General features: G+C 46.6%; 14 protein-coding genes. 12 read left to right on the top strand and 2 right to left on the bottom strand.

Features of this window, described 5'->3' with window-relative positions:
* Positions 1-98 precede the first annotated feature (98 nt).
* From AM506_RS03350 to yajC, 8 genes are all read left to right on the top strand, one after another.
* Positions 99-836 carry a YhcN/YlaJ family sporulation lipoprotein gene (locus AM506_RS03350; RefSeq protein ID WP_060670825.1) on the top strand — a complete coding sequence of 246 codons (738 nt, stop codon included), beginning with the start codon at positions 99-101 and terminating at the stop codon, positions 834-836.
* A 156-nt stretch (positions 837-992) separates the two neighbouring features.
* A complete protein-coding gene (locus tag AM506_RS03345; protein WP_152968520.1) occupies positions 993-1541 on the top strand; it encodes an intercompartmental signaling factor BofC in 549 nt (182 codons plus the stop codon).
* Positions 1542-1763: 222 nt separating this feature from the next.
* Positions 1764-2375, top strand: coding sequence for a Holliday junction branch migration protein RuvA (ruvA, locus tag AM506_RS03340; RefSeq protein ID WP_060670823.1), 612 nt, complete (start codon positions 1764-1766; stop codon positions 2373-2375).
* A 27-nt stretch (positions 2376-2402) separates the two neighbouring features.
* Positions 2403-3404: a Holliday junction branch migration DNA helicase RuvB gene (gene ruvB / locus AM506_RS03335; protein ID WP_060670821.1), complete on the top strand. Its 1002-nt coding sequence runs from the start codon at positions 2403-2405 to the stop codon at positions 3402-3404.
* Complete coding sequence (locus tag AM506_RS03330; RefSeq protein ID WP_060670819.1) at positions 3401-3607, top strand: DUF2905 domain-containing protein; 207 nt, start codon at positions 3401-3403, stop codon at positions 3605-3607. Before ruvB ends, AM506_RS03330 begins: the two co-directional genes overlap by 4 nt.
* Positions 3608-3646: 39 nt before the next feature.
* Positions 3647-4672 (top strand): tRNA preQ1(34) S-adenosylmethionine ribosyltransferase-isomerase QueA, encoded by a 1026-nt coding sequence (gene queA / locus AM506_RS03325; protein ID WP_060670818.1) that lies wholly within the window; start codon positions 3647-3649, stop codon positions 4670-4672.
* 46 nt (positions 4673-4718) lie between these two features.
* Positions 4719-5858, top strand: a complete 1140-nt coding sequence (gene tgt / locus AM506_RS03320) for a tRNA guanosine(34) transglycosylase Tgt (RefSeq protein ID WP_060670815.1) — start codon at positions 4719-4721, stop codon at positions 5856-5858.
* A 42-nt stretch (positions 5859-5900) separates the two neighbouring features.
* Positions 5901-6170, top strand: a complete 270-nt coding sequence (yajC, locus tag AM506_RS03315; protein WP_060670813.1) for a preprotein translocase subunit YajC — start codon at positions 5901-5903, stop codon at positions 6168-6170.
* A gap of 67 nt (positions 6171-6237) precedes the next feature.
* Here the strand turns inward: yajC and AM506_RS03310 are convergent, their stop codons facing one another.
* Positions 6238-6609, bottom strand: coding sequence for a TIGR04086 family membrane protein (locus AM506_RS03310; RefSeq protein ID WP_060670811.1), 372 nt, complete (start codon positions 6607-6609; stop codon positions 6238-6240).
* Positions 6610-6768: 159 nt separating this feature from the next.
* On the opposite strand from AM506_RS03310, the gene AM506_RS03305 reads away from it, so the two are divergent.
* Both AM506_RS03305 and AM506_RS03300 read left to right on the top strand, forming a co-directional pair.
* Positions 6769-8064: an SLC13 family permease gene (locus tag AM506_RS03305; RefSeq protein ID WP_060670810.1), complete on the top strand. Its 1296-nt coding sequence runs from the start codon at positions 6769-6771 to the stop codon at positions 8062-8064.
* A gap of 42 nt (positions 8065-8106) precedes the next feature.
* Positions 8107-8778, top strand: coding sequence for a DUF421 domain-containing protein (locus AM506_RS03300; RefSeq protein WP_060670808.1), 672 nt, complete (start codon positions 8107-8109; stop codon positions 8776-8778).
* Between the two features lie 49 nt (positions 8779-8827).
* On the opposite strand, the gene spoVB is transcribed toward AM506_RS03300, so the two are convergent.
* Positions 8828-10378, bottom strand: a complete 1551-nt coding sequence (gene spoVB / locus AM506_RS03295; protein WP_060670806.1) for a stage V sporulation protein B — start codon at positions 10376-10378, stop codon at positions 8828-8830.
* Between the two features lie 125 nt (positions 10379-10503).
* On the opposite strand from spoVB, the gene AM506_RS03290 reads away from it, so the two are divergent.
* Positions 10504-10824 carry a post-transcriptional regulator gene (locus AM506_RS03290; RefSeq protein ID WP_060670803.1) on the top strand — a complete coding sequence of 107 codons (321 nt, stop codon included), beginning with the start codon at positions 10504-10506 and terminating at the stop codon, positions 10822-10824.
* A gap of 132 nt (positions 10825-10956) precedes the next feature.
* Positions 10957-13221: a protein translocase subunit SecDF gene (secDF, locus tag AM506_RS03285; RefSeq protein ID WP_060670801.1), complete on the top strand. Its 2265-nt coding sequence runs from the start codon at positions 10957-10959 to the stop codon at positions 13219-13221.
* Positions 13222-13246 lie beyond the last annotated feature (25 nt).

The raw sequence follows: 13246 nt of genomic DNA, 5'->3' as shown, positions 1-13246 counted from the left end.
TCTCCAAACATTGACCCGAATGAAAGCGAATGTCCTTTCACAACCTAATGGTGAGCAGAAAAAATGCTCAAGTATCGGGTTGAAGGGGGAAACGTAACTTGAATAAACGATTATTCATGGTACCATTAACAGCCGTCATGACCCTGGGTCTCGCTGCATGTAATAGTGGAGAAGAAAAAGCTCAAGATCGTTATTCAGACTCCTACGAGCCACTTGGCTTCTACTCCAACGAGGGACATGGCGGGGACAACCGGGACGAGAGGGACGGACCTCTGACTGAAATGTATGATCACTCTGCCGGAAAAGAAGGGCAGGATATCCGTCAAAAGAAACGCCAGTTCCTTCAGGTGAGGGACGAGAATGGAAATCCGAAGAACCCGTCCCGGCCACTTGCTGATTATGATAAGAACTTCCTGGCAAGGGATGCCCGTGCAAGCCACGGGGATGCGAATTATCACGGACATCTTGATGATAATACCCGTTCTGCAAGAAGATCCTATTATACAGCATATGAAGGGGATCTCGCCGAGAAGATAGGCGATGTGACAGGGAAGGTGGAAAACGTCAGTGACGTTCGTGCCGTCGCCTATGGAACGGATGTCCTCATAGCCATTGAGCTGGATGATCATAGCAAAATCGAAGAAACGAAAGCACGTGTGAAAGAAGCCGTGCAGCCTTATCTGAACGGAAGAACGGTTTCAGTGGTGACAGATGAGGGAACCTTCAGCCGGGTAAGAAACATTGACAATGATTTACGCGACGGTGGCCCGCGGGACGCTATCAACTTCGACATGCACGATATGTTCCGGTCAGTAAAGGACCGCATCAACCGATAACAAGGATGGACTACTTAAAGAGTGAATACTCTTGGGTAGTCTTTTTTTGGGTTGAGGTCCGTCCCTAAAAAGTTTGGGGGAGGTTGGATATTCTTAACAGGCTTTGGTAAGACTAGTGGATAGAGCGTTACATAAATCAAGTTCGAGGTGATCACGATGACGATGAAGGTTCGAATCGTGTTTATGGTGATGTTGTTAATCGGTGCGTTTTATTTCACGTTTTTTTATACAGAAGAGAAACAGGCTGCAGACGGCAGTTCCCTGGAGATGCTGAACGAAACCCCTGCTGAGGTTGCGTCCGCCCATACGGTCACGGTTATATTGGAACGCGTATATCTGGACGGGGAAGTGAGTGAGGAAATCGTGCAGGAAACGATTTGGAGCATGGAAGACTTCTGGGCAGCGTATGACGATTGGCAGCTGATGGATATGACGGAAGAACAAATTGTGTTCCAGAAGAAGATGGATGATATTTCGCCTCTTCTCAAGACCAATGGCTACTTCGGCATATCGGATAAGGGTGTCCTGTCCATCTTTAACGGCAAACCCGGACAAGCGGAAATCATTCAATCCTTCTTCCAGATTGATGTAGGGAAGCTTGAGAGTAAGCGTCACGATGACCTCGTCAAAGGCATCCCCATTAAGTCGAAGCAGGAGTACGAAGAGGTACTCGAACAATATAAACCCTACTCCGTTCCTAAATAACAGCGGGAAACCAGTGCATATGCCACTGGTTTTTTTATTTATAGAACCCTCTGCCCATTCTACACATTCTTTGATAAAATAAGAACAGGTGTTTCTCTTTCGTCTCCCTTTCCCATCCCATCAAATAGTGATATGATACAATAGATTTTATATGTCTTTTTGAATAGGAATGTGAGACAAAAGAATAAAACAGGAAGTTGTACCAAATGGGGAGAGAATGGAATGTATGAATATATTAAAGGGACGGTCAGTCAAGTGGGTCCCGAGTATGTTGTGGTGGAGAATAATGGAATCGGGTATCAGCTGTATACGGCGAATCCATTTGTGTATTCTAAATATCAAAATCAAGAGATTCAGATTTTTACATATCAGCATGTGAGGGAAGACCTTATTGCCCTTTACGGGTTTCTTGCCATCGAAGAGAAGCTGCTCTTTATGAAACTATTAAATGTTTCGGGGATCGGGCCAAAGGGAGCCTTGGCGATTCTGGCATCAGGTGCCCCGCAGCAGGTGATCACGGCCATTGAAGAAGAGAATGAAAGTTTCCTGACGAAGTTCCCGGGTGTCGGGAAGAAGACGGCCCGTCAGATGATATTGGATTTAAAAGGGAAGCTCCAGGATGTTGTGCCTGATTATTTCCCTAGCCTGTTCTCAGATCATGAGGAGGCGGAAGTGTCCCTTGGAAAGGATGAGGCATTTGATGAAGCCATCCTTGCCCTTAAAGCCCTGGGCTACTCTGAACGGGAAATTAAGAAAATCACCCCTAAACTGAAAGGGGAAGGGCATTCGTCAGACGAAATCATCAGGAAAGCCCTTCAACTTCTCTTGAAATAAGGACTAATATGAAAGGAGGAAGTCTAAATGGAAGACAGAATCGTATCAGGTGAATCAGAATTAAATGAAGATTCCTTTGAATATTCCTTGCGTCCACAGACAATAAAACAATATATTGGGCAAGATAAGGTAAAGCATAATCTTGAGGTTTTCATCGAAGCGGCAAAGATGAGACAGGAGACCCTGGATCATGTCCTTCTTTACGGACCGCCGGGATTAGGGAAAACGACCCTTGCCGCCGTCATTGCCAATGAGATGGGTGTGAACTTACGCACGACCTCAGGACCGGCGATCGAGAGACCGGGAGATCTGGCCGCCGTCCTTACGGCACTCGAGCCCGGTGACGTATTGTTCATCGATGAAATCCACCGGCTGCCCCGGGCGATCGAAGAGGTTCTTTATCCGGCAATGGAAGATTTCTGTTTGGATATTGTCATCGGCAATGGTCCCAGTGCACGGTCTGTCCGTTTGGATCTTCCGCCTTTCACTCTGGTGGGGGCGACGACCCGTGCCGGTGCCTTATCGGCTCCCCTTCGAGATCGATTTGGTGTTTTATGCCGGTTGGAATATTATAATGAAGAACAGTTGAATGAAATCGTGCAGCGGACCGCTGCGATTTTGAACACGAAGATCGAAGCGACAGCTTCTGAAGAATTGGCGCGGAGGTCGAGAGGGACCCCTCGTATCGCCAATCGGCTACTCAGGAGGGTAAGGGATTTTGCCCAGGTGAAGGGGAATGGGGATATTACCACAACCCTTTCACGGGAAGCCCTTGAGCTTCTTCAGGTCGATAAATTAGGTCTTGATCATATCGACCATAAGCTTCTTAAAGGGATCATCGAGCGCTTCAGGGGAGGACCAGTGGGACTCGATACGATCGCCGCAAGCATCGGGGAAGAGTCCCATACGATTGAAGATGTGTACGAGCCATACCTTTTGCAGATTGGATTCATCCAGCGGACGCCGAGAGGGAGGGTCGTCACTCATCTTGTGTATGACCATTTCCAACTGGAGGTGCCGGACCATTGACAGGGCTGCCTAAATTAGTCATGATCATCGGCGCGATCATCCTTGTGATCGGTTTTCTTATGCAATTCATCAAAATAGGGAAGCTGCCGGGTGACATCATCATCAAAAAAGAAAATGCGACATTTTATTTTCCACTTATGACTTCTATTCTGATAAGTGTTATACTTTCCGTTGTCTTTTATTTCATCGGGAAATTTAAATAGGATTCATGAGTGAGATTTACATAAGCCAGGTGACGAATTGTGAAAGTAGAAGATTTTGATTTTCATTTACCGGAAGAACTGATTGCCCAGACTCCTCTTGAGAATCGTTCCGAGAGCAGGCTGATGGTGTTGGATAAAGAAGATGGTTCCATGGATCATATCCGTTTCAAACAGATCACGGAGCACCTCCAAGAAGGGGATTGTCTCGTGCTGAATGATACAAGAGTACTGCCGGCACGTCTTTATGGACAAAAAGAAGATACAGGTGCCAATATTGAAGTGCTCCTTCTGAAACAGGAAGACGGTGACAAGTGGGAAACACTTGTGAAGCCGGCAAAACGGATCCGTGTCGGAACGGAAATCGTTTTCGGTGACGGCAAATTAAGAGCAACCTGTGTTGATTTGAAGGATCACGGTGGGAGAATCCTTGAATTTCAATATGAAGGGATTTTTTACGAAGTATTGGATGAATTGGGTGAAATGCCGCTGCCTCCGTACATCCGAGAACGATTGGACGAACAGGACCGCTACCAGACGGTGTTTGCCAGGGAAAGGGGCTCAGCGGCTGCTCCGACTGCAGGACTCCATTTTACGGAAGAACTGTTGGATGAGCTGAAAGAAAAAGGTGTACACATCGCTTTCATCACCCTTCATGTGGGACTTGGAACGTTCAGGCCCGTTTCCGTAGAGACGATTGAGGATCATGACATGCATGCTGAGTTCTATCAGGTATCGGAAGGGACCGCCCGCCTCTTAAATGAGGTGAGAGCAAATGGCGGCAAGATCATAACGGTCGGAACAACCTCCACCCGCACCCTTGAAACCATCGCATCCAAGCATGGTACATTTGTTGAAGAAAATGGATGGACGAATATCTTCATTTATCCAGGCTATGAGTTTAAAGGGATTGATGGACTGATCACCAATTTCCATTTACCGAAGTCGACCCTGATCATGCTGGTCAGCGCCTTTGCAGGGCAAGACAACGTGATGCATGCCTATGAAACCGCCGTTAAAGAGAAGTACCGCTTCTTCAGCTTTGGAGATGCGATGTTGATTAAATAATGAATGATTGTAAAACCCAATGGAAATTGGAAGGAGAATTCCCAAGTTGACTGCAATAACATACGAATTGATTAAAACATGTAAACAAACCGGTGCAAGACTCGGCCGCGTCCATACGCCACACGGTTCATTCGAAACGCCTGCCTTCATGCCGGTAGGCACCATGGCTACTGTAAAAACGATGTCCCCGGAGGATCTGAAATCCATGGAATCCGGCATCATTCTCAGTAATACGTATCATTTATGGTTACGTCCCGGCCATGAGATCATAAGGGAAGCAGGCGGACTTCATAAATTCATGAACTGGGATCGCGCCATCCTGACCGATTCAGGCGGCTTCCAAGTGTTCAGCCTGAGTAAGCTGCGCCAGATCGAAGAAGAAGGAGTCCATTTTCGTCATCACTTAAACGGGGATAAACTTTTCCTCAGCCCGGAGAAAGCGATGGAGATACAGAATGCGCTGGGCTCTGATATCATGATGGCATTCGATGAATGTCCACCGTATCCTGCCGAATATGAGTATATGAAGAGTTCAGTGGAGCGTACCACGCGATGGGCAGAACGGTGTCTTGAAGCCCATCAGCGACCGCAGGATCAAGGATTATTCGGTATCGTCCAAGGTGGGGAATACGAAGAGCTTCGTAAGCAAAGTGCCCGTGACCTGGTATCCATGGATTTCCCTGGATATGCCGTCGGTGGACTTTCTGTCGGGGAGCCTAAGGACGTGATGAATCGCGTGCTTGATTTCACGACGCCGCATCTTCCGTCGGATAAGCCTCGTTACCTGATGGGTGTCGGATCGCCGGATTCACTGATCGATGGTTCGATGCGAGGAATCGACATGTTTGATTGTGTCCTTCCAACCCGTATCGCCCGTAACGGAACGCTTATGACAAGTGAAGGCCGCCTGGTCGTGAAAAATGCTAAGTTTGCAAGGGATTTCAGGCCGATCGATGAGAATTGCGACTGCTATACGTGTAAAAATTATAGCCGTGCCTATATCCGTCACTTGATCAAATGTGACGAAACGTTCGGAATTCGCCTTACGACTTATCATAATCTTCATTTTCTGTTAAAATTGATGGAGCAAGTCAGACAAGCGATTCGTGAAGATCGTCTAGGAGACTTTAGGGAAGAATTTTTCGAGCAGTACGGCTTCAACCGACCTGATGCGAAAAACTTCTAAAAAGCATAAAATAAATAATGTATTGAAAGGAGGGGAAAAAGAATGGGAAGTTTAGGAACAATACTACCTTTGATATTAATGTTCGTTCTGTTTTACTTTTTACTGATCCGTCCTCAGCAAAAGCGTCAAAAAGCAGTCTCTAAAATGCAAAATGAGCTTGCAAAAGGTGATAGAATCATCACGATTGGCGGTTTACACGGATCGATCGATGCCATCGAAGAAGGTAAAGTAGTCATCCTGTGTGGTGACGGCAGCCGTCTTACATATGATCGTAATGCGATCAGGGAAGTCATCAAAACAGAGCAGGTATAATAAAAAAAGGGTTCTCTCCATGTGCCAGGCACGTGGAAGAGGGACCCTTTTTTATTATGCGGATGGACTACCCCTCCCTAGGACCGCCACTCATGTTTACACCAAGGATTCCCCCCATCATGGCCGTCAGGATATAGCAGCCGTGATAGATAAGCTGTTCCATTGAAAACAGGCTATCGTATCCCAGGTATTGAAACAAGAAAATGACGAGGGTGTAAATGAGTCCTGTCGACCCTCCAAGCACCCAGCCTTTTGTCTTTCCTTTACCACCAGACATAAATCCACCAACAAACAAAGATAGAAATGAAATGATCGTGACAAACATTGTGATGGAGCTTTCAGTAAGTTCGGTAAACCGGAGCAGCAATGAAAATAATAGGCTTGCAGCAATCGCTATGACAAATATGGTGGTCGTCCCGTAAAGGACGGCACCCCCCATTTTTTTCGCTTCGATGACGGTCCTCTCCCTTCTAACTCGATAATTTTATTCCGTATTAGTACAAGCATATTCATCTCAATGATAAAAAAGACTAGAAATTTTCTGTGGTCAAGCCTCATAGACTAGTATGAAACTTCCTGGAGAAGGAGGACTGTGACCATGTCTCCGATGATCGTATTGATTGTGTTCGTTTCGGTTTACATCCTATTGATGACAGAGAAATGGAATCGAGTCCTAGCTGCAATGGCCGGTGGGGTTGCTATGCTCCTGATCGGGGCATTCCCGCTCGAGAAGGCGCTATTTACGTATATCGACTGGAAAACCATCACTCTTCTGTTTTCCATGATGCTGATTGTCACCATTACAAGCAAAACGGGGATATTTGAGTTCATTGCCATTCGGATCGCTCAATGGGTGAACGGGAACGGGCTTTCGCTCCTGGTCCTGTTTTCCTCCCTGGCGGCGGTGGGTTCTGCGTTTTTGGCGAACGTCACGATCGCTATGTTGTTAGTCCCGATTTTGTTCAAATTGACCAGGCTCCTTGAACTTCCGCCCATCCCCTACTTAATCATGACGATCCTGGCTTGTAACATCGGCGGGACGGCAACCCTCATAGGGGACCCTCCTAACATGATGATCGGCCAGGCAGTCAAGCACTTTACGTTTAATGCCTTCCTTGAAAATCTGTTACCTGTTGTCCTGATGGTTTACGGAGTGACGCTTTTGATCATGTGTCTGGTATATAAGGAAGTTCTCCACGTGAAAGAAGACAGGAAACTGCTTCTGAAAGGGATCAAGCCAAATGAATATTTAAAGAGGGACAATGGGCTCTTTCAGTCCCTGTTTGTCCTTGTCCTCGTATTGGTGGGCTTTTCCGTGTATCCGGTGTTCCATCTTGATGTGACGACGGTATCCCTTGCCGGTGCGGTTCTCCTTATGCTGCTCCTCGAGAAAATTCATCCACCGGAAAAGATTTTGAGAGAGGTGGAATGGGGGACACTCTTTTTCTTTATGGGCTTATTCCTCCTGGTCGGAGGGATTGAAGAGGCAGGATTCATAGATGAGATCGCACGAGAAATTTTGCGGGCAACGGATGGGGATATGAAGAAAACGGCCTTTGTCATATTGTGGGGAACAGGCATATTGTCTGCTGTAGTCGATAATATTCCGTTTGTGGCAGCCATGATTCCCGTTATTCAGGAATTCGGTGAATTCGGGATGGTCAATATGGATCCCTTATGGTGGTCATTGGCTCTGGGTGCCTGCCTTGGGGGGAATGGTACACTTCTCGGTTCTTCTTCCAATCTGGTCATTGCCGGACTTGCATCCAAGGAAAATGTGCAGATCAAATTTCATCAGTACTTACTGATTGGTGTTCCCGTCACCGTCATCTCCCTTGCTGTGTCCACACTCTACGTATACTTTAAATACATCCGGCCATTTATGGGTGGATAAAAATTCCTCCGATTTATTTTCTCATTCTGTCGATACTACATAATGACATGCGTATGGGAGGGGAAAGTAGTGGAGGAATATTTCGTCATCATTTTACGCACTCTTTTTCTTTATGTTATGATCATTTTCATTTTCAGAATCATGGGGAAAAGGGAAATCGGGGAACTGAGTATACTGGATCTGGTCGTATTCATGATGATTGCCGAGATGGCGGTCATGGCCATCGAAGAACCGGAAGATCCCATCATTCATACAGTACTGCCCATGGGGGTCATCGTACTCATCCAGATCCTGTTTGCCTGGTTTTCCCTCAGGTCTAAGTCATTCCGGGAATTATTGGACGGAAAACCCACCGTCATCATCCATAATGGGAAAATCGACGACAAAGCCATGAAGAAACAGCGTTATAATTATGATGATTTACTTCTTCAATTAAGAGAAAAAGATATCTTTAATGTGGCAGATGTTGAATTTGCGATTTTAGAGCCATCCGGGAAACTATCTGTCCTACAGAAAGATAAAAAGACTCCCCATTCCCTGACACTGCCCCTGATCCTCGATGGACAGGTCCAAACCACCCATCTCGATATGATCGGAAAAACATCCTTCTGGTTACGGAAAGAACTGAGAGAACGCGGATTCAAAAACGTCCAGGAAATCGCCTTCTGCAGCTTCCAAAACGGGCAATTTTACATTGATGAAAAAAATCAATAATAAAAATACTCCTCAACATGATGTTAAGGAGTATTTTTTATTGGGGAGACTATGGAGTGATGAATCGCCGGATGAACGGGATTCTGGCAAGGTCGGTTTTGACGATGAGCTTGAGACTGATGGAGAGCACGGTGTATAGAGCCGACGAAGTCATGACTCCGAATAGCAATCGGAATACGGTGGACTGACCATCGAATAAATAGAGATAAGAAAAGTGTCCCCATACGCCGGTAATCAACAGGACTATGATCGTCTTGACGTAATCCCGGGCATAAATTGTCATCGGAACATATTTCAGGATGGTCATGAAATGTAACAGGGTCACGAGCAGGAATCCGGTGACGATTCCGAGGGCCGCACCGTTGATGCCAAACGCCGGCTGTGAAGCGAGAACAAAGATGACGCCGGTCTTCACGACGGCACCTATCAGACTGTTGATCATGGCGGCCCTTGCCAGATTCAACGCCTGGAGCACGGCCTGCAATGGCCCTTGATAGTAATAAAATAAAAAGAAAGGTGCCATGATCATCAAGAAACCTGCCCCGTTTTCATTTCCGTACATGACCTGCATGAGCGGCTTTGCATATACGTAGAGGATGACGACGGAAATCCCGCCGGTGATCAAACAGAATCTGAGAGCCTGCTGAAGCCGGTGTTCGATTAAGGTGAAATTTTTTTGCGAGTTGGCTTCGCTGATGGCCGGGACAAGAGATTGGGATAATGAAAGGGTCACGAATGATGGCAGGAACAGGAGGGGAAGGGCGTATCCTGTCAAGGAACCATACTGTTTCGTGGCCATCCCGGCTGCCACTCCGGCGAGGGCAAGGCTGTTTGCCACCACGATCGGTTCAAAAAACCATGCGATCGATCCGATCATTCTGCTTCCTGTCGCCGGCAGGGCCACACTCATGAGTTCATTAAAGGTTTCCCGGCCATTCTTGATCGAGCTGAAGAAGTTGCGTCTGATCTTGAACTTTTTCTTTAACTTAAAACTTGCGAACAAATATAGTAGGGAAGCGAGTTCCCCAAGAACGGACGCCACCATGGCAGCGGCTGCTGCGTATTCTATCCCGTAAGGAAGGAAGGTTTTGGTCAATACGGCAATCAGGGTGATCCGGACCACCTGTTCGATGACCTGTGAATAAGCGGAAGGTTTCATGTTCTGCCTTCCCTGGAAATAGCCGCGGATCACGGAAGAAATCGCTACGATCGGAATGATCGGGGCAATTGCCACCAATGGATAGTAAATTCGATCATCCGTAAACAGGACGTCTGTTAAATAGGGGGCGAGCAGGATGAGCGCCGGGGTGAAGATGAGGGATAGCCCCATGGTGATGGAAAGGGAGACCACCAATATTTTTTTTACTTTCCGGATATCTCCCTTTGACTCTGCTTCGGCAACATTTTTTGAGATTGCTACAGGGAGCCCCAGCTGAGTGATAGTGATGACGAGTATGAGGGTAGGGAACGCCATCATAAACAGGCCGACGCCTTCTTCTCCAATGAATCTGGCAACGACGATACGGTTCACAAACCCTAATATTCTAGTTATAAAGGCGGCCATCATTAGGATCATGGTGCCTTTCAGAAATTTTGACATAAAATTCCCTGCCTTCTCAAAATTGGTATAATCGTATACAATGATGTATATGCACAAGGGTGGACAAAGCATGACAAGTAGTGAACAATTCGGGCTCGATATAGCCCAGATGGGGTGGACGGGGAATGAAGAATAATCAACATCCTTATGACCGTTTTTATGAATCGTTAGTACCAGCGCTAGTAAGCAAGGTGGAAGAATTAGAAGTGCTTGGTTACGGAAAGGCCGACGCTGACCGCCTATGGGCCTACTTAACGAAGAAAAAATGGAAGAAACCAGAAGTGGATGTGAAGCTCTTTCAATTAGTGAGTGATGTATTGACGGTCAAGCCCGGAGAGTATATGAGCTTTGAAACAATTGAAGCGTACAGGTCTCCCAATTGGTTTGCTGAAGTGAATGAAGATGAGTTGAACGAGCTTCTTCGCCCGAATAAGAATGGTAAATAGCCCGAAAAGAAATTGACACTCTTTTCTTTCTCGTAGATAATAAGAATGCCCGAGGAATTCAGGAATTATATTACTTTTTTGAAGCACATAGTTCGTATGGTTTTTTAAAACGGCAAGGAGGATCTATACATAATGGTAAAGCGTGGCCGAATCATTGCCTTCTTTATACTTGTGGTATTGCTTGCAGGTACTATGGGAGGCACAACGAAGAGTATTGTAGATAACATTAAACTGGGATTGGACCTGCAGGGCGGATTTGAGGTTCTTTATGAAGTTCAGCCGATCAAAAAAGGCCAGGAAATCACGAAAGAGACCGTCGCCAATACAGCCGATGCACTCGACAGGCGTATTAACGTATTGGGTGTCAGTGAGCCGAATATCCAAATCGAAGACGGGAACCGCATCCGTGTTCAACTGGCTGGTGTCGAGGACCAGAATGAAGCAAGGGAAATCCTCTCCACTCAAGCCAATCTGACGTTCCGTGACGTGAACGATAAAGTCCGTCTGGACGGATCGGATCTTGCATCCGGTTCTGCGAAGCAAACGTTTGATGACAAAAATAATCCGATCGTTTCACTAAAATTGAAAGATCGCTCGAAATTCTATGAATTAACGAAAGACATTTCTGCTATGGCTCCACAGAACCAGCTTGTGATCTGGCTGGATTTTGAAGAAGGAAAAGATTCTTACAAAGCTGAAGTAGGGAAGGAAGATCCGAAATTCATCTCCGACCCGGCCGTAAGAAAGCCTATCAACTCCGATGAAGTCATCATCGAAGGGAACTTTACAGTCGAGCGCGCCCAGAACCTTGCGTCCCTGTTAAATGCAGGGGCCCTTCCGGTCAAACTGGACGAGAAGTATTCGACTTCAGTGGGAGCGCAATTCGGTCAGCAGGCCCTGGATAAGACAGTGACTGCAGGGATCATCGGGATTGCCATCATTTTCTTATTCATGATTGCGTACTACCGTTTCCCGGGACTGATTGCAACGATCACCCTTTCTGTTTACATTTACTTGATTCTGTTGATTTTCGATCTGATGAACGGGGTCCTGACCCTGCCGGGGATCGCAGCCCTCATCCTTGGTGTGGGTATGGCCGTCGACGCGAATATCATAACGTATGAACGGATCAAGGAAGAGATGCGGGTCGGGAAACCGATACGCTCGGCGTTCCAGGCCGGTAATAAATCATCCTTCTTGACGATCCTGGATGCCAACGTGACGACAATCCTTGCAGCAGCCGTACTCTTCTTCTATGGGACAAGTTCGGTCAAAGGATTCGCCACGATGCTGATCGTCAGTATCCTGACAAGCTTCATTACGGCGGTATGGGGTTCACGACTGTTACTCGGCCTATGGGTGAACAGCCGTATCTTTAATAAGAAGCCGGGCTGGTTCGGTGTGAAAAAATCCGAAATCAAGGATCTGGCGGAGAACTATGATACCCTAGATCTCCCTACCCGTTTTGACCGCTTTGATTTCGCTTCGCAGCGAAAGAAATTCTTTACCCTGTCAGCCGTACTCATTACAGCAGGTATCATCATCCTGGCCATTTTCAGATTGAATCTCGGAATTGACTTTGTCAGCGGATCACGGATGGAAATCCTGGCTGATCAAAGCCTGAAGACCGAACAGGTTCAGGATGAACTGAAGGAGATTAAACTGCCTTCTGAGGATGTCGTCATCTCCGGCGATAAAAATAATATTGCCGTTGTCCGCTATACGGATGACTTGAATAAGGACGATATCGCAAAGCTGAAAGATCACTTCAACAAGCTTTATGGAGCTGAACCAAGTATCAGCACTGTTTCTCCCGTCATTGGGAAAGAGCTTGCACAAAACGCCATGATTGCTGTGGCAATTGCTTCTGTCGGAATCATCATTTACGTCACGCTCCGATTTGAATGGAGAATGGCAGTAGGTGCAATCCTTGCCCTCCTGCATGATGCATTCTTTATCATTGCATTCTTCAGTCTGACAAGGCTCGAAGTCGATATCACCTTCATCGCAGCCGTCCTTACGATAGTCGGTTATTCGATCAATGATACGATCGTCACCTTCGACAGGCTGCGTGAAAATCTTCATAAGAAACGCCGTTTGAAGACGGATAAGGACATTGAAGAGGTAGTGAACCAAAGTATCAGACAAACGATGGGCCGTTCGGTCAATACAGTATTGACTGTCGTGTTCACGGTCATTGCACTCATGATCTTCGGTAGTGAGTCCATCCGTAACTTCTCCATCGCTTTACTGGTCGGGTTAATCTCAGGTACGTATTCTTCCGTATTCATCGCTTCCCAAGTATGGCTCGTGATGAAGAAGAAAGAACTGAAGAAAAAAGGAACAATCAAGACCGTAAAAGAAAAGAAAACGTGGTCGGATGAACCGCAAGTATAATGAAGATCAAGAGGTCCGGGAAGTA

The sequence above is a fragment of the Rossellomorea vietnamensis genome (assembly GCF_001305855.1).
Lineage (GTDB): Bacteria > Bacillota > Bacilli > Bacillales > Bacillaceae_B > Rossellomorea > Rossellomorea vietnamensis_A.
This window is presented reverse-complemented; position numbering and strand designations above follow the sequence as displayed.